Here is a 17,054-nt window from a genome sequence, read left to right as displayed (position 1 = left end):
CCCTATGCAAATGCTGATGAATATGCTTCATGTCGACAGCGTTGTCGAGCTGTGGTGGGTGGTTTTTGGACTGGCCGCGCAGCTCATGTTCACAGCGCGGTTCTTGTTGCAATGGATCGCCTCAGAGCGCGCCAAAGACAGCGTCATGCCGGTCGCCTTTTGGTACTTTTCCTTGATCGGCGGCGTGATGCTTCTGGCCTATGCGCTCTATCGGCGTGACCCTGTGTTCATTCTGGGGCAGGCCCTCGGCGTCTTTATCTACGCCCGCAACCTTTGGCTGATTTATGCAAAACGACGTGCCCAACCCACCCCGTCTGAATGAGTGGCTTCCAACCGCTCTGATCCTTGTGGTCGTGGCCGTTGGCCTGCGGCTTTTGGCACTTGCCTTTGATCAAACAGACCTGTTCGTGGATGAGGTTCAATATTGGTTTTGGGGCCAAAATCTTGATTTCGGATATTATTCCAAACCGCCTCTGATCGGTTGGGTGATCCGTTTGGTCACCGATCTGGCTGGGTCCGATGCAGCGTTTTGGGTGCGGATGCCCGGCGCGGTGTTGCATGGCATCACGGCTTTGATCTTGGGTGCCTTGGCCGCGCGATTGATCGGACGCGCCGCCGCGCTTTGGACCGTGGCGCTCTATCTCTCGCTGCCCTTTGTCAGCCTCGGTTCGGTGATGATCTCGACCGATACGATCATGGCGCCGTTTTATGCCGCCGCGCTTTTGTTTCTGTTCCGCACCGCCGACACCCGCCGCGCCTCGGATGCGTTGGCGGTCGGCCTGTTCGCAGGGCTGGCCTTTATGGCGAAATATGCCGCCGTTTACATTTTGGCGGGGGCCGGGTTGGCGATGATCTTTGTGCCCATGCTGCGTCCCGGTTGGCGCAATCTTGCGGTGATGATCGCGGGCTTTGCCCTGGTGATTTCTCCCAATGTCATGTGGAACCTGTCGCATGATCTGACCACAGTATCGCACACGATGGACAATGCCGGGTGGGTGCGTCATGGCGCAAAATTCGACCTTGGCTCACTCCTGACGTTCCTTGGCAGCCAGTTCGGAGTCTTTGGTGTGATCACGATGGCGGCGCTGATCTGGGCATATCTGCGCCCGCGCACCCAGGCCCATCGCGCCCTTGTGCTCTTGTCGATCCCCGCTATTTTTGTCGTTTCTGTTCAGGCGCTTATGGACAAAGCCTATGCCAATTGGGCGATTGCCACTTATTTTGCCGGCACAGTTTTGGTGGTGATGGTCTTACCACGTTGGGGCCGCATTGCCGCCCTTGCGCTCAATGGCATTTTGGCTGTGGCGCTCCCGGTCTTACTCATCCTTGCGCCTTGGCCGATGTCAGGGGACAGGCCGCTTTTGAACCGCTATCTTGGCCGTCATGCCCTTTCCGAGAGCATACTTACCTTGGCCGAGCGTGAGGATCTGCCCGTCGTGACTTCAAATCGAGACATCTTGGCCGATCTGTTTTATACGGGCCGCGATCGTGACGTGGCCCTTTATGCCACGCCCGAAACGGGGCGTCCGTCGAGCTATTATGCGCAAAATTTCGCGTTGCCAGAGGATATAGCCGGTCCTGTCTTGGTGGTGTCCTTAGGCGACATCCCCTGTCCGGGGGACGCTTTGGACGGGTTGGTGCGTGACGGCACATGGTCGACCACTGAGCTGCATGCAACCCGTGTGGACGCCGGGTGTTTGTTTGCCAAATAATCGCTGAGGCTTGGGGCGCTCAGTGCCCGGTTTGTTTCAAAACGACCCCGGCCGTGCGCGCGATCAACGCCACATCCGTGCGCAGGCTCAGGCGTTTGTAATACAGATGATCGTAGCGGACGCGATCGGTGAAACTGGTCTCGCCGCGCCCTGAAATTTGCCAAACACCGGTGATGCCGGGTCGCATTTCAAAATAAGCCCAGCCATTGGCCGCCTCATAGAGCATTTGTTGACTGGTCATAAATGGACGCGGGCCGACAAAACTCATGTCACCTTTGATCACGTTCAAAAGCTGCGGCAACTCATCCAAACTTGTGGCGCGAATGAACCGTCCGACTTTGGTGATCCGGGGATCATGTCGCAATTTCTGATATTTATGCCATTCTTCCGCGATCTCGGGGTCCTCACGGCACAACCGTTCCAAAAGCTCATCGGCGTTCTGACGCATCGAGCGCAGTTTATAAAACTGGAATAATTTTCCGTTTCGGCCAACCCGGCGCTGCATATAAAAGGCAGGCCCGCCGTCGAGACGCACCAAAAAGGCGAGCATCAGGATCACCGGCAAAATGAACGGAGTCATTGTGGCGGCGAGCAGCAAATCAAAAGCGCGCTTGCCACCCTTTCGATACAAAATTCCCGACTGAGGAGGCGCGGGACGGACCCCCTTTGAAAACTGCGAATTTCCTTTTGATAAAATGGACATTTCCGCCCCCCGCGACGTGTACAGTAAACATAATATCAACCGTGCCGATGCACGATTCTTTTCACGGGGATAACAGTCCCGCGACTTAGTATCACGGTTTAATGGCATAAGCGTAGATTTATGTGGCATTTTTATTTTTAAGCCGCAAAAAATTGCCGATTTTCAGACGGTTTTACGCGATCATTGGGAAAATGGCGACAGGGCACAAAGCCCTGAGGGGGCTTGCACTTTGGTGCCTGCCAACCATTATGGGGCGAATTTCCGTGACAAGGGGAGAACTGATAGGGATCGGATGAATACGAGGCCTGAGGTCAGTCTTGCTTGGTGTCGGCTGACACGCGGTTGATACAAATGGGGCTGTGGCGATGACGGAGGACAAATGACCGAGCAGGTGGCACATTGGTTCGGCTTGGGCGCTGCGGAATGGCAGGCCGTGGCCCTGTCTCTCAAAGTGGCCTTTTGGGCGGCGCTTCTCAGCCTGCCTTTGGGGGTATTTGTGGCCTATGCTTTGGCGCGGTGGCGGTTTGCGGGGCGCGAAATTCTCAATGGTTTTGTGCATTTGCCGCTGATTCTACCCCCGGTGGTCACCGGCTATCTGTTGTTGATGACCTTTGGTGCGCGCGCGCCGTTTGGCGCGGCGCTCCAAGAGATCGGGATTGTCTTGGCCTTTCGCTGGAGTGGTGCCGCTTTGGCGGCAGCGATTATGGGCTTTCCTTTGATGGTGCGGGCGATCCGCCTGTCCATTGAGGCGGTTGATCCCAAATTGGAAGAGGCCGCCACCTCGCTCGGAGCCTCACCGATCCGGGTGTTTTGGACCGTGACGTTGCCCTTGGCCTTGCCCGGTGTGCTCGCCGGAGTGGTTTTGGCCTTTGCCAAGGCTTTGGGCGAATTTGGCGCGACGATCACCTTTGTCTCCAACATTCCTGGTCAAACCCGCACGCTGCCCTCGGCCATCTACGCGTTCCTACAAGTGCCCGGCGGTGAAAGCGCGGCCCTCAGATTGGTGATGATTTCGATTGTTTTGGCGATGGGGGCGTTGATCCTGTCTGAGTTTTTGGCCCGGCGTATGGCCAAACGGGGGCGTGGCGCATGAGCATTTCGGTTCAGCTCCGTCACCAGTTTCAGGGGTTTGCCCTTGAGGCGCAATTTGATGTGCCCTCGGGTGTGACGGCACTGTTTGGTCGGTCGGGCTCCGGCAAATCCACGGTGATACGCGCGATTGCCGGGCTGTTTGCCCCGGATGAGGCGCGGGTGGTGATCAATGGCCGGGTGTTGTGCGACACCGGGGCGGGGATTTGCTTGCCGCCGCACAAACGTCGGATCGGCACGATTTTCCAAGATGCCCGGTTGTTTCCGCATCTGTCTGTGCGGCAAAATCTCGACTATGGCCGCCGATTTTCCGCCCGCGATGTGCCCGAGGCTGAGGTGGCACAGATGGTCGAGATGCTGGGCATCGGACATTTGTTAGATCGGCGTCCAGCCGGGTTGTCTGGCGGTGAACAGCAACGGGTCGCCATTGGTCGTGCGCTGCTGTCCGGGCCGGATTTGATCTTGGCCGATGAACCTCTGGCCGCACTTGATGAGGCGCGAAAAGACGAAATTCTCCCATATTTTGAACGGCTTCGCGATGAGGTTTCTATCCCGATCCTCTATGTCAGTCACAGCCCCGCCGAGGTCGCGCGTCTGGCGACAACCGTGGTGGCCTTTGAGGCCGGGCGCGTCACGGGGCAGGGCGGGGCAGTTGAAATCCTTGGCGATCCAAACCTCATGCCCGCAGGTGTGCATGGCGCGGGGGCGCTTATTCCGGCGCGGGTGCAGGCGCATCATGCGGATGGTCTGACCGAACTGTCCGCCGGGGGCGTGCCGTTGTTTTTGCCCACATTGGACGCGGTCCTCGGCGCGCAGGTCCGCCTGAGAATTGCGGCGCAGGATGTGATCTTGTCGCCCGCGCGTCCAAAGGGGCTTTCGGCACTCAATATTATGCCCGGAACCATCGCGCAAATCCGCATGGGCGAGGGGCCGGGGGTCATGGTTTCGCTCGCAACACCTGCGGGTGTGGTTTTGGCGCGGGTGACCAAACGTTCCGCCGCCGCTCTTGACCTAAAACAAGGTATGCCTTGTCACGCTGTGATTAAATCCGTCTCGATTGCGCGTCAAACAGTGGCGCGTGGTGCGGTGCCGCTTGGGGCAGGCGAGGTGAGGGACGGAAAATAGAGTAATCCGTGACAGATTGCTTATTTTCTCCTACTCAAAGACCAAGCTGCGCTTGCACATGGCATATGATTTGCTACATATGCAAAAAATTGAATATTATGTGATGACACTCACAGAACCGAAATGAGGACCTTATGCGCCGCACCCTAATGCTCATCTTACCGCTGATGTCCGGAAGTTTTCTGGCCATTGACCCCGCCTTTGGCGAGACTTTGACTGTGACCCCACAGGCGGTCATCGAATGGAAACCGGTTTATGCCGAGGTTGAAACCCGCGATCGCGTCCCCGCCCGCGCCCGGATTGGCGGAACGATTTCCGCGCTCGATGTGACCGAAGGCGATATGGTTGAGGCTGGTCAACGGGTCGCCATCATCGAAGACACCAAACTGTTGTTCCAAATCGAAGGTATCGACGCCCAGCTCGACGCTTTTGGTTCGCAATTGGATCAGGCTCAGGCCGATCTGGAGCGCGGACAATCCCTCTCGGAACGCGGGGTGATTTCCAACCAAAGCCTGCAAGCCTTGCAAACCAACGTGAATGTGCTCGAAAGTCAGATCACCAGCCTGAAATCCGAACGCCAAGTCGTAGCACGTCAGATCGAAGAAGGCGAAGTGCTGGCGCCCGAGGCGGGTTTGGTGCTCTCCGTGCCGGTGTCCAAAGGCGGCGTCGTGTTTGCCGGTGAAGAGGTCGCAACCATCGGCGCAGGCGGTGCGTTCTTACGTCTTGGTGTCTCCGAACGTTACGCCGATACGCTCAAACAGGGCGACACCATCGAAATCACCGAAGCAGGCACCGCCACATCCGGCACGCTTGCCAAAATCTATCCACTGATTGAGGGCGGTCGGGTGCAAGCCGATGTCGAGGTCGAAGACCTTGAGACCACCTTTGTCGGCCGTCGGGTTCAAGTGCGCTTGCCGGTGGGCAGCCACGACGGGCTTTTGGTCCCTGAAACCGCGCTGACCCAATCTGGTGGGCTTGATTTCGTTTCCGTCGAACTGCCATCCGGCCCCTCGGACCGTGTGGTCGTTCCTGGCAATCGGGTTGAAGCAGACGGCATTGTTTGGGTCGAAATTCTAAGCGGGTTGACCGCTGGCGATGTGGTGGTGACGTCTCATGAATAATCCGCACGGTCCCTCGGGTGCGCTCGGCCTCGCCGGGCGTTTGACCCGTACATTCATTCTCTCCCCGCTCACCCCCTTGTTTCTCTTGGCCTCTTTGGCCGTGGGCATGATCGCGCTGGTGTCTTTGCCACGCGAAGAGGAGCCGCAGATCTCCGTACCCATGGTCGACATTCATGTCGATACCTCTGGGCTTAAGGCGCAGGATGCGCTCAAACTCGTGACCGAGCCGTTGGAGACCATCGTCAAAGGCATTGATCAGGTCGAACATGTCTATTCGGACAGCCGCGATGATCACGTTATGGTCTCTGCGCGCTTCATGGTCGGCGTGTCGTCCGACACAGCCATCCTGCGGGTGCGCGATAAAATCATGGCCAATCTCGACCGTATCCCGGTCGGTATTCCCGAACCCTTGGTCGTGGGCCGGGGCATCAATGACGTGGCGATTGTCGCGCTGACCTTTAGCCCTGCTGAAGGGAATGAAGGCATGATGCCTTCTGATCTCACCCGGATCGTCAAAGAGGTTGAAGTGCGCCTCGCCCGGATCGAAAACGTCGGTCTCACCTATGTGATTGGCGGCACCGAAGAGGCGCTTCGTGTTGCCCCCTCGCCGGAAAAACTGGCGCTTTATGGTATTACCTTACAACAGCTTGCAGGCAAAGTGCAGAGCGCAAACGCCTCATCCCCGGCGGGTTTGCTGCGCGATGGTGGCGACCAAATTGGCCTGATTATCGGCAAAACCCTGACCACGCCGGAAGAAATCGGCAACCTCGAACTCACCGCCCGCGATGGCCGCACGGTCTATGTCCGCGATGTGGCTGATGTTGGGTTTGTCTCCGATCTGGACGAAAAACATGTGGCGACCCTGACGCGCGCGGGGGTCGACAGCGGGGTCGAAGGCGGCCATGCCGCGATCGACATGAGCGCCGAGATCGTCCGCCGCCCCGCCGTGACCTTGGCCATTGCCAAGCGCGCGGGGGCCAATGCGGTGACTGTGGCCGAAGAGGTTTTGGCCCGTGTGTCCGAGATGGAAGGCAGCATCATTCCCGACAGCGTCAGCATCGAAGTGACCCGCGATTACGGCGAAACCGCCAATGAAAAAGCCAATGAATTGCTGTTTCACCTGGGGCTTGCGACCGTCTCCATCGTTATTTTGGTGTTGATCGCCATCGGTTGGCGCGAGGCCGTTGTGGTCGCCATCGTGATCCCGGTCACCATCCTTTTGACCCTCTTTGCCGCCTATATCATGGGCTATACGCTCAACCGGGTGTCGCTGTTTGCGCTGATTTTCTCCATCGGGATTTTGGTCGATGACGCCATTGTGGTGATCGAAAACATCGCCCGTCATTGGGGCATGAAAAAGCCGGGTCAGAACCGGTTTGGCGCCGCGGTTGCCGCCGTGGCTGAGGTTGGAAATCCGACCATCGTGGCCACGTTGACGGTGGTCGTGGCGCTGTTGCCGATGCTCTTTGTCTCGGGGTTGATGGGGCCATATATGTCCCCGATCCCGGCCAATGCCTCGGCTGCGATGATCTTTTCCTTTTTCGTGGCGGTGATGATCACGCCTTGGTTGATGTTGAAAATCGCAGGACGCGCGGATCTTCATCACGACGAAGAGGGCGCGTTTCCCGGTGGCACATTGGGCAAGTTTTACGCCTCCATTGCGCGGCCCGTTTTGGCGTCGAAAAAAGTCGCTTGGATGTTTTTGTTGGCAGTGATCGTGCTGTCTTTTGGCTCGCTCGGCGCGCTGTATACCAAAGACGTCACGGTCAAATTGCTGCCCTTTGACAACAAATCCGAACTGGCCATCATGGTCGATTTGCCGGAAGGCGCATCTGTCGAGGCCACGGATGCGATTGTCCAACAGGCGGCGCGCCTCGCCATGGGCCTGCCTGAAGTGATGTCGGCCCAGACCCATGCGGGCACCTCCGCCCCCTTCAACTTCAACGGTCTCGTGCGGCATTACTATTTGCGCGAAAACCCGGAAATGGGCGAGGTGCAACTCAAACTTTTGCCGAAAACCGAACGTGACCGGACCTCGCATGATATCGCGCTCGAACTGCGGGAAATAATCCTTGAGGGTATCACTGTACCGCCTGGCACCGCGATGAAAGTGGTCGAACCTCCGCCTGGACCGCCGGTGATTTCGACGCTTCTGGCCGAAATCTATGGCCCCGATGGCGAAACCCGGCGTGCAGTTGCAGGCAAGGTGCGCGACGCCTTTGAAGATGTCGATTTCATCGTCGATACCGATGATAATTTCGGGGTTCAGGCACGGCGCATCCGGGCCGAAATGCAGCCGTCTGATTTGAACTTTTATCAGGTCAATGAAACCGATGCCGCGCAGACGCTTCAACTTTTGAACAGTTATACCACGGTGGGCTATTCGCACCGGGGCGAAGGCCGCCGCCCGATCCCGATTGTAATCGGACGTGATCGTGCGGATCGGGTTTTGGATGCCGAAACACTGTCCACCCCGGTGCCAGCCAATGCATTGCCCGGTGGGCGTGGCGTGGTGGAGCTGGGCGATGTGGTTCAAATCACCGAGGAACAAACTTCCTTTCCGATTTTCCGTCACAATGGCTACGATGTGGTGATGGTTCAGGCCGAACTCGCCGGTGAATATGAAGCGCCGCTTTATGGCATGATGGCTGTTGCGGATAAGTTGGATGCGATGGACTGGCCGGAGGGGACGAAGCCTGAGATTTCGCTGCATGGTCAACCGTCGCAAACCGAGCATCCGACCTTGTTGTGGGATGGCGAGTGGGAGGTGACTTGGATCACCTTCCGCGACATGGGGGCGGCGTTCGGTGTGGCGCTTTTGGGGATTTACATCCTCGTGGTGGCTCAGTTTGGCTCGTTCCGCTTGCCCTTGGTGATCCTGACGCCGGTGCCATTGACCTTTTTGGGGATCATGATCGGGCACTGGTCGTTTGGGGCGCCGTTTTCGGCCACGTCGATGATTGGCTTCATCGCTTTGGCGGGGATCATTGTGCGAAACTCGATCCTCTTGGTCGATTTCATTCGCAACGCCGATGATCAAGGCAATGTGACGCTTGAAATTCTCATCGAAGCAGGGGCCACGCGGTTCAAGCCGATCCTGTTGACCGCGATTGCCGCGATGATTGGGGCGGCGGTGATTTTGGTGGACCCGATCTTCCAAGGTCTGGCGATTTCGCTCTTGTTTGGGCTGTTGTCTTCGACGGCACTGACCGTGCTGGTTATCCCAGCCATCTATCGCATTTTCAAAATGTGATGGGCGGAACCAGCCCTGCGCGAGGTCACATGGTTCTCAATCAGGAATAGGAAATAAAGAGGGGGCGTAATACGCCCCCTCTTTTGCCTGATACCACGAACGATGTCAGCCTTATGAGCCTCGCCGGAACTGTCCGTGAAACGCGCTACGCGCTACGGGACAACCCAACCTCAAATGGTTTGACACTTGCACTGCTCTGAGTGTCTTGCACCGAGAAAAAGCTGACGTCTTGTTCCATCGCGGCAATGTTGTTTTGCAAGCTGACTGTTGCGGCGTTGGTTTCTTCCGACATGGCGGCGTTTTGTTGTGTGGTTTGGTCAAGCTGGTTGATTGCCGAGCTTAATTCGCCAAGGCCGGTGGCCTGTTCCGTTGTTGAGGTTGCGACCTGCTCGATCCCGTGATTGATTTTCTCGACGGCTTCACGAATACGGCCAAGGGCGGCCCCGGCTTCGCGGACCAAATCAACGCCATTCGCGACCTGACGGTTCGATGTGTCAATGAGCGTTGCGATTTCACGCGCGGCATCTGACGACCTCTGCGCCAAGGCGCGAACTTCCGAGGCAACCACGGCAAAGCCACGCCCCGCATCGCCTGCACGCGCAGCTTCCACACCGGCATTTAGAGCCAAAAGATTGGTTTGAAACGCGATGTCGTCGATGACGGAGGTGATCGAAGCGACTTGTTTCGACGAGTTTTCAATCTCGTCCATTGCATTCACAGCGCGATCCACGACATCGCCGGCTTGGACTGTGTAACCCTGTGCTTCTTTGGATTGACTCTGGACCGTACCGGCAGTGTTTGCCACGCCTGTGACAGAGGCCACCAACTCGTCGAGGGCCGAGGCACTTTCTTCGAGGGTTGCCGCCTGGGCTTCCGTGCGTCGGGCAAGATCATCCGTGGCATGGCCGATGGCGTCGGATTCTGCTTTGATGATTTGCGTGCTGTCAGCCACGCTGCCAATCGTGTGATTGAGTTTCGAGAGGGCAATGTTGAAATTTTTTCGAATGTCATCGAATTCACCCAGATCGGCGTCGAGTTGTACCGCCAGGTTGCCATGTGCCAAGGCATCAAGACCTGCCATGAGGGTTTCAGCGGTGCGGCGGTAGATGGTTGTGTCGACGGCAAATTTGACGACTTTCACAACTTGTCCCGCCGCATTGCGGATCGGATTGTAGCTGGCTTTGATGGTGATGCGTTGGCCGTTTTTGCCAAGACGCGCGTATTCGTCACTGAGCGCTTCGCCCGATCTCAGACGCGCCCAGAATTGTGCATAGTCAGAAGACGCCGCATAGGCCGGGTCGATGAAGAGTCTGTGGTGTTTGCCAATGATTTCGGATTCGTCATAGCCCATGACGTGACAAAAGTTGTCATTGGCGCGGCGGATTGTGCCATCTGGATTGAATTCGATCACGGCCTGAACCTTTTGGATGGCGTCGATTTGACCGCGTGCATCCGCTTCCATGTTTTTGGCTGTTGTGATGTCAAAAGCGTATTTCACCACCTTAAAAGGGCGCCCTTCAGGGTCGATCAGGGTTTCATAGGTGCTTTCAAGCCAGACCACCGAGCCGTCTTTCGCAATGCGTTTCACCGGCCCCTTTTCGGAGGCGCCTTGTCCGAGGCGGGTCCAGAAGTCACGATAGGCCTGAGTATTGACCTCATCCTTTGGCATGAAAATGCTGTGGTGTTGACCCTTCAATTCCTCCATGGAATAGCCGGTCGCAGAGAGAAAATGATCATTCGCGATGAGGATATTGCCCTGAAGGTCAAATTCGATCACCGCCATCGAGCGCTTGATCGCATCCTCTTTGGATCGGTTGTCACGGCGGCGCAGATGCATTTCAGAAATTTCGCGGGCAATGATCGCAATATAAGCAACGGCCCCCTGATCATCTTTGATCGGAACATAGGTGGTATCAAGCCAAACCTCTTCGCCCGAGGCATTGAGGCGCGGCATGATTTGATTGTGCGGCTCATCTTTGGCGAGTTCCGCCCAAAGTGCGGCACATTCGGTGTGATCTTTGTTGCGGACAAGGGTTTTATAGGGGATGCCGACAATCGACGTCTCATCAAATCCCATGCGACGACAGAACTGTGCGTTGGCGGAGAGGATGAATCCGTCTGGCGTACAGTTGAGCATAAAATGGGTTTTGTCGACGGCGGTCAAAAGGGCCGCATCCGTCGGACGAGAGAGTGTCGTAGATTTTGTGCGTTTAAACTTACTGAACATTTGAGCCCTATGCCGTCACTTTATGGCGGGAGTTCGCCACGATCTGACAGCACAGTATCGGCAATCCCTTAAGGAGGGGTTTAAGGCGCCCAAAAACTAAAAAAGGGAGCCAAGATGGCTCCCTTTCTGTTTTAAAACCGCTGCTTAGATCAACCAATGATGGCGTTCAGCGTGGCCGAAGGGCGCATCACAGAGGCGACTTTGGCCGGATCTGCGTGATAATAGCCGCCCAAATCGGCGGGTTCACCTTCGGAGATTTTCAACTCGTCCAGGATGATCTCTTCTTTCTCGACCAACTCTTTGGCAATCGGGGCGAAATGCGCAGCCAGAGCGGCATCGGTGGACTGAGCGGCCAAGGCTTCGGCCCAGTAGCGCGCAAACCAGTAGTGCGATGAGCGGTTGTCGTTTTCACCGACTTTGCGCTCCGGCGACTTGCCATTCAACAACAGCTTTTGGGTCGCCTCTTCGACAGCAGTCGCCAAAACGGCGGCTTTGGCTTTGCCACGCGAGGCGGCCAAGAACGCGTAGCTTTCGCCCAAGGCACAGAATTCGCCAAGGCTGTCCCAGCGCAGGTGGTTTTCTTCGATCACCTGCTGCACGTGTTTCGGCGCAGAGCCGCCAGCCCCGGTTTCAAACATGCCGCCGCCGTTCATCAATTTGACGATGGAGAGCATTTTCGCCGAGGTGCCCAGTTCCAGGATCGGGAACAGATCGGTCAGATAATCGCGCAGCACGTTGCCGGTGATGGTCACAACGTCTTTGCCTTTGCGCATCTCGACAAAGGAGAAACGGGTGGCTTCGCGCGGGGCCATGATCGGGATGTCTTTGCCTGCGGCTTTCAGCGCCGGTTCGACATATTTGATCAGCTCCGCATCATGCGCGCGGTTGGCATCCAACCAGAAGGCACCGGTGCCGGTGGCGTCAAAACGTTCGATGCCGAGTTGAATCCAATCGAGGATCGGCGCTTTTTTCGCGGTACAGGACCGCCAGATGTCGCCCGCTTCAACCGCGTGGGAATGCAGGACATCGCCGTTGTCCAAAACGATCTCGACTTTGCCGTCTGCCTTCATTTCGAAGGTGGTCGGGTGGGAGCCGTATTCTTCGGCCTTTTGCGCCATCAGGCCAACATTGGACACGGCACCACAGGTGGTGACGTCCAGCGTGCCGGTCTCTTTGAAATACTCGACCGTCTCGTCATAGACGCAGGCGTAAGAGTTGTCCGGGATGCAGCATTTGGTGTCAGCCGCTTTGCCGTCCGGGCCCCAACCGATGCCACCGGCTTTGATCACAGCGGGCATGGAGGCGTCGATGATCACGTCGGAGGGCACATGCAGGTTGGTGATGCCCTTGTCAGAATTCACCATGTAAAGTGGCGGACGGGCGTCAAGGGCGGCTTTGAGGTCCGCTTTCATCTCGGCATTGTCCGCGATCAGTTTGTCCAATTCACCGATGCCGTCGTTCGGGTTCCAATCCAGAGAGGCCCCGTGTTTGGCGATGAAATCTTCGAGATAAACCGACACGAAGTGACCGAAGATGATCGGGTCAGAGACCTTCATCATCGTGGCTTTGAGGTGCACGGAGAACAAAACGCCCGGCTCCATGCTTTCGATTTCGGCTTTGATATAGGCGCGCAGCGCCTTGGCGGAAAGGAATGTCGCGTCGACCACTTCGCCTTCGGCATATTTCAAACCGGATTTCAGAACGGTCTCGGTGCCGTCTTTGGCGGTAAACACGATCTTGGCACCGCCGGATTGGGCAGCCGTGATGGTGGCGGCTTTTTCATTGGCGAAAAAGTCGTTGCCCGGCATCGAGGCGACCGTGGTTTTGGATGCGGAGGTCCATTTGCCCATGCGGTGCGGGTTGGCCTTGGCGTATTCTTTCACGGCTTTGGCGGAACGACGGTCGGAGTTGCCTTCGCGCAGAACCGGGTTCACGGCGGAGCCTTTGATCGTGTCGTATTTGGCGCGGATCGCCTTTTCTGCGTCAGTTTGCGGATCGGCGGGGTAGGACGGGATCGGGTAGCCTTGGCCCTGCAATTCTTTGATTGCGGCTTCCAGTTGCGGCACGGAGGCGGAGACGTTCGGCAGCTTGATCACGTTGGCTTCGGGGGTTTTCACCAACTCGCCCAGTTCGGCCAAATCGTCAGACACTTTTTGATCGTCCGAAAGCAGATCCGGGAAGAGCGCGAGGATGCGGGCGGCGACCGAAATATCGCGGGTCTCGACGTTGATCCCTGCGGCTTCGGAGAACGAGGTGATGATCGGCAAAAGCGATCCACGCGCGAGTTCAGGGGCTTCGTCTACGATGGTGTAGATGATATCGGGGGTCTCTTGGGCCATGGGGTCCTCCACTAGTGGGTCTGCCACTTTAAGCGATGCTTTTCAGCGATTCTGCATTGGGGCAATTGCCCTTTTGCGCTTGGGCTTTCGGGTAGCGGAGTATGGGTCTCAAGTCAATGTATCCCGAGGTATACAATGCGGATTGCATGGCGGATTGAGGCGGGAAACGGCGTCTTATGATCCGGTTTGTCAAAGTCTTTTGATTAAAAAATAGGCTAATGCGCATTTCATCACCGTAAAACGCGTGATTCCGATTGTGAAGCGCTCAACCGACCCTCTAAATTCTGAGCATGAGCGACACAAAAATCTTTGACGAAATGTGGGGCCGCAATGAGACCCTGCGCGATCCTTACGCAGGATTTCAAAGCTGGTTTGAAGGCGAAGACCTCAAACGGCTCCGGGCAAAACAACGCGAGGCGGAAGAGGTCTTCCGGCTCACGGGCATCACCTTTAACGTCTACGGACGCTCGGAGGCCGAAGAGCGGTTGATCCCGTTCGACATCATCCCGAGGGTGATCTCCGGGCGTGAATGGCAAAAGCTGTCCAAGGGGATCGAACAGCGGGTCCGTGCGATCAACGCCTTTCTTCACGACATCTATAATCGGCAGGAAATCATCAAAGCGGGCCGTATCCCTCTTGAGATGATCACCCGCAACGAGGCGTTTTTACCGCATATGATGGGGATGTGTCCGCCGGGGGGCATCTATACTCATATTGTGGGCACCGACCTTGTGCGCACCGGCGACGATCAGTTCTATGTCCTCGAAGACAATGCCCGCACCCCCTCCGGCGTCTCCTACATGTTGGAGAACCGCGAGACGATGCTGCAAATGTTCCCTGAACTGTTTTCCAAGAACCGCGTGCAGCCGGTGCAAAACTACCCGTCGGACCTGCGCCGTTCGCTGGCCGCCTGTGCGCCGCCCGCCTGTGATGGGCCGCCAACCGTGGCCGTCTTGACGCCGGGGATTTACAACTCCGCCTATTTTGAACACGCGTTTTTGGCCGATCAAATGGGCGTGGAATTGGTTGAGGGTCATGATCTTCGGGTTGTCGACGGGCGTGTCGCCATGCGCACCACCCGCGGCTATCAACCGATTGATGTGCTCTACCGCCGGATTGACGACGATTTCCTCGATCCGCTGAACTTTAACCCGGAGTCGGCTCTGGGTGTGCCAGGCATCATGGATGTCTACCGCGCGGGCGGCATCACCATCGCCAACGCGCCGGGCACTGGCATCGCCGATGACAAAGCGATCTATAGCTATATGCCGGAGATAGTTGAGTTCTATACTGGCGAGAAAGCGATTTTGGAAAACGTGCCGACATGGCGCTGTTCCGAGCCAGACAGTCTGGCCTATGTGCTCGACAACCTCTCTGAACTGGTGGTCAAAGAGGTGCATGGATCTGGTGGCTACGGCATGTTGATCGGACCGACCTCAAGCAAGAAAGAGATCGAAGCCTTCCGCGCCAAATTGACCTCGCGCCCCTCGAATTATATCGCCCAGCCGACGCTGGCCCTCTCGACTGTGCCGATCTTTACCAAGGCAGGGCTTGCCCCGCGCCACGTCGATCTGCGGCCCTATGTGCTCTGCTCGCCCGAGGGGGTCAACATCACGCCCGGCGGCTTGACCCGTGTGGCGCTGCAAAAAGGCTCCTTGGTGGTGAACTCATCCCAAGGTGGGGGCACCAAAGACACTTGGGTGCTTGAAGATTAAAGGGTAGGGGACAGATATGCTTGGGAAAACCGCAAATGGCCTCTACTGGATGTTTCGCTATCTGGAGCGGGCCGAAAACACCTCACGTCTTGTCGATACGGGGCAGCGCATTGGCCTGACCCGTTTGGGCGATGCCGATGATGAATGGACCTCGGTGATGCAATCGGCGGGCGTTATTGAGGGCTATGACGCCCATTACGATGAGACCAGCAAAGACAGCGCGATTGATTGGATGCTGCGCTCTCGGGACAATCCGTCCTCGGTGCTCTCGACCATCTCGGAGGCGCGCCAAAACGCCCGCCTCGTGCGCACGGCCCTGACCGGCGAGGTCTGGGAGGCCTTGAACGGCTGTTACATGGCCACCCGCGAGGCGTTGAAACGCAAAGTCTCCGAACGCGACCTTCCGGCCGTGCTGGGCCTCATTCGTCAACGCACCGCCTTGGTGCGTGGCGCGACCCATGGCACGATGCTGCGCAATGACATTTATGATTTCGCCCGCATCGGCACGTTTATCGAACGTGCGGATGCCACAGCGCGGATTTTGGACGTGAAATACTATGTGCTTTTGCCGTCGAATTTTTCGGTCGGCTCCTCGATCGACAATGTGCATTGGGAAACCATCCTGCGCTCGGTCTCGGCGCGGGGCGGGTTTCGCATGGCGTACGGCTCGCAAGTCAACGCCCGCGACATTGCGCAGTTCCTTGTGCTCGACAAACGTATGCCGCGTTCGCTGAATTTCTGCGTGTCAAAAATCTATGACAATCTGGCCTATCTTGGGTCAGATTATGGTGCCAAATTTCCCTCGATGGACTTGGCTGAGGCGCTGGTCAATCGGTTCAATGCGCATGATATCGACGCGGTCTTTGAATACGGGCTGCATGAGTATATTCAAAACGTCTTGACGAGTTTGCGCCAGCTTGGTGGCCAAATCGAACAAGACTATCGCTTTTATGAGTGAGGACCTATGCGCCTGACGATCCGCCACACCACCCGATATTCCTTTGCCGATCCTGTGGCTTACGGGCTGCAACAGTTGCGCAAAACGCCAAAATCCGGCCATGGTCAGGAGGTAATCCGCTGGACCACCACCCTGTCTGGGGCCAAAAAGGAACTCGAATATCATGATCATATGAACAATGCGGTCGAGCTGATTTCTTTTGATAAGGACGTCACCGAAGTCACCGTGCGCTCCGAGGGTGAGGTCGAGGTCTCCGACACCACAGGTATCATTGGCGCGCATCGCGGGCCTGCGCCACTGTGGCTGTTTGAAACCGTCACGCCGCTGACCAAACCGGGGCCCGGCGTGCGCGCGTTGATCAAACAGGTGGAGGGCGAGAGCTCGGTCGGCAAGCTGCACGATCTCTCGCGGGTGATCAGCGAGGTCGTGGCCTATGAGGTCGGCACCTCGCAATCCGAGACCCGCGCCGAAGATGCGATTGCCGAAGGCAAAGGTGTGTGCCAGGACCACGCTCATATCTTTATCGCGGCGGCGCGCGAAATGGGATTTCCGGCGCGCTATGTCTCCGGTTATCTGATGATGGATGATCGCATCGAACAGGACGCCACCCATGCCTGGGCCGAGGCGCATGTCGATGGTCTGGGCTGGGTCGGATTTGATGTGTCCAATCAGATTTGCCCGGACACACGTTATGTCCGTGTTGCAACAGGGCTGGACTATCAGGGGGCGGCCCCTGTAACTGGCACACGATACGGCGGGGCGGGAGAGACTCTTTCGGTCGCCATTGAAGTTGCCCAGCAACAATAAAGTTC

12 protein-coding genes are annotated in these 17,054 nt (G+C 57.1%); 9 read left to right on the top strand and 3 right to left on the bottom strand.

What is annotated here, in order from left to right; genetic code table 11:
- Positions 1–16 precede the first annotated feature (16 nt).
- Both B30_RS14715 and B30_RS14710 read left to right on the top strand, forming a co-directional pair.
- A complete protein-coding gene (locus B30_RS14715) occupies positions 17–322 on the top strand; it encodes a lipid-A-disaccharide synthase N-terminal domain-containing protein (RefSeq protein ID WP_226946334.1) in 306 nt (101 codons plus the stop codon).
- Positions 297–1,712, top strand: coding sequence for an ArnT family glycosyltransferase (locus B30_RS14710; protein ID WP_009572909.1), 1,416 nt, complete (start codon positions 297–299; stop codon positions 1,710–1,712). The genes B30_RS14715 and B30_RS14710 overlap by 26 nt, the downstream gene beginning before the upstream one ends.
- A gap of 19 nt (positions 1,713–1,731) precedes the next feature.
- Here B30_RS14710 and B30_RS14705 read toward each other — a convergent pair whose 3' ends face one another.
- Positions 1,732–2,415: a sugar transferase gene (locus B30_RS14705; protein WP_081583732.1), complete on the bottom strand. Its 684-nt coding sequence runs from the start codon at positions 2,413–2,415 to the stop codon at positions 1,732–1,734.
- Between the two features lie 379 nt (positions 2,416–2,794).
- Between B30_RS14705 and modB the strand changes: the two genes are divergently transcribed.
- From modB to B30_RS14685, 4 genes are all read left to right on the top strand, one after another.
- Entirely contained in the window at positions 2,795–3,508 is a 714-nt protein-coding gene (gene modB / locus B30_RS14700) for a molybdate ABC transporter permease subunit (protein ID WP_009572907.1), read from the top strand.
- Complete coding sequence (gene modC, locus B30_RS14695) at positions 3,505–4,629, top strand: molybdenum ABC transporter ATP-binding protein (protein WP_009572906.1); 1,125 nt, start codon at positions 3,505–3,507, stop codon at positions 4,627–4,629. The genes modB and modC overlap by 4 nt, the downstream gene beginning before the upstream one ends.
- Before the next feature lie 134 nt (positions 4,630–4,763).
- Positions 4,764–5,750, top strand: a complete 987-nt coding sequence (locus tag B30_RS14690) for an efflux RND transporter periplasmic adaptor subunit (RefSeq protein WP_009572905.1) — start codon at positions 4,764–4,766, stop codon at positions 5,748–5,750.
- Positions 5,743–9,003, top strand: coding sequence for an efflux RND transporter permease subunit (locus tag B30_RS14685; RefSeq protein ID WP_009572904.1), 3,261 nt, complete (start codon positions 5,743–5,745; stop codon positions 9,001–9,003). The genes B30_RS14690 and B30_RS14685 overlap by 8 nt, the downstream gene beginning before the upstream one ends.
- Positions 9,004–9,148: 145 nt before the next feature.
- Here B30_RS14685 and B30_RS14680 read toward each other — a convergent pair whose 3' ends face one another.
- Both B30_RS14680 and B30_RS14675 read right to left on the bottom strand, forming a co-directional pair.
- A complete protein-coding gene (locus B30_RS14680) occupies positions 9,149–11,230 on the bottom strand; it encodes a methyl-accepting chemotaxis protein (RefSeq protein ID WP_009572903.1) in 2,082 nt (693 codons plus the stop codon).
- A gap of 149 nt (positions 11,231–11,379) precedes the next feature.
- Positions 11,380–13,569: an NADP-dependent isocitrate dehydrogenase gene (locus B30_RS14675; RefSeq protein WP_009572902.1), complete on the bottom strand. Its 2,190-nt coding sequence runs from the start codon at positions 13,567–13,569 to the stop codon at positions 11,380–11,382.
- Between the two features lie 290 nt (positions 13,570–13,859).
- On the opposite strand from B30_RS14675, the gene B30_RS14670 reads away from it, so the two are divergent.
- Genes B30_RS14670 through B30_RS14660 form a run of 3 tightly spaced genes read left to right on the top strand, consistent with a single transcriptional unit; the run spans position 13,860 to position 17,049 of the window.
- Positions 13,860–15,284 carry a circularly permuted type 2 ATP-grasp protein gene (locus tag B30_RS14670; RefSeq protein WP_009572901.1) on the top strand — a complete coding sequence of 475 codons (1,425 nt, stop codon included), beginning with the start codon at positions 13,860–13,862 and terminating at the stop codon, positions 15,282–15,284.
- A 16-nt stretch (positions 15,285–15,300) separates the two neighbouring features.
- Positions 15,301–16,242, top strand: a complete 942-nt coding sequence (locus B30_RS14665) for an alpha-E domain-containing protein (protein WP_009572900.1) — start codon at positions 15,301–15,303, stop codon at positions 16,240–16,242.
- A 6-nt stretch (positions 16,243–16,248) separates the two neighbouring features.
- Positions 16,249–17,049 (top strand): transglutaminase family protein, encoded by an 801-nt coding sequence (locus B30_RS14660; RefSeq protein ID WP_009572899.1) that lies wholly within the window; start codon positions 16,249–16,251, stop codon positions 17,047–17,049.
- Positions 17,050–17,054: the final 5 nt, after the last annotated feature.

It is taken from the genome of Celeribacter baekdonensis B30 (assembly GCF_000299875.1).
GTDB lineage: Bacteria > Pseudomonadota > Alphaproteobacteria > Rhodobacterales > Rhodobacteraceae > Celeribacter > Celeribacter baekdonensis_A.
Note: the sequence above shows the minus strand (reverse complement) of the source record. Positions and strands in the feature narration are given on the sequence as shown.

Excerpts from the sequence above, each read along its gene's own strand:
- B30_RS14715 (WP_226946334.1), top strand. The coding sequence starts at position 17 with ATGAATATGCTTCATGTCGACAGCGTTGTCGAGCTGTGGTGGGTGGTT.
- B30_RS14705 (WP_081583732.1), bottom strand. The coding sequence starts at position 2,415 with ATGTCCATTTTATCAAAAGGAAATTCGCAGTTTTCAAAGGGGGTCCGT.
- modB (WP_009572907.1), top strand. The coding sequence starts at position 2,795 with ATGACCGAGCAGGTGGCACATTGGTTCGGCTTGGGCGCTGCGGAATGG.
- modC (WP_009572906.1), top strand. The coding sequence starts at position 3,505 with ATGAGCATTTCGGTTCAGCTCCGTCACCAGTTTCAGGGGTTTGCCCTT.
- B30_RS14690 (WP_009572905.1), top strand. The coding sequence starts at position 4,764 with ATGCGCCGCACCCTAATGCTCATCTTACCGCTGATGTCCGGAAGTTTT.
- B30_RS14685 (WP_009572904.1), top strand. The coding sequence starts at position 5,743 with ATGAATAATCCGCACGGTCCCTCGGGTGCGCTCGGCCTCGCCGGGCGT.
- B30_RS14680 (WP_009572903.1), bottom strand. The coding sequence starts at position 11,230 with ATGTTCAGTAAGTTTAAACGCACAAAATCTACGACACTCTCTCGTCCG.
- B30_RS14675 (WP_009572902.1), bottom strand. The coding sequence starts at position 13,569 with ATGGCCCAAGAGACCCCCGATATCATCTACACCATCGTAGACGAAGCC.
- B30_RS14670 (WP_009572901.1), top strand. The coding sequence starts at position 13,860 with ATGAGCGACACAAAAATCTTTGACGAAATGTGGGGCCGCAATGAGACC.
- B30_RS14665 (WP_009572900.1), top strand. The coding sequence starts at position 15,301 with ATGCTTGGGAAAACCGCAAATGGCCTCTACTGGATGTTTCGCTATCTG.
- B30_RS14660 (WP_009572899.1), top strand. The coding sequence starts at position 16,249 with ATGCGCCTGACGATCCGCCACACCACCCGATATTCCTTTGCCGATCCT.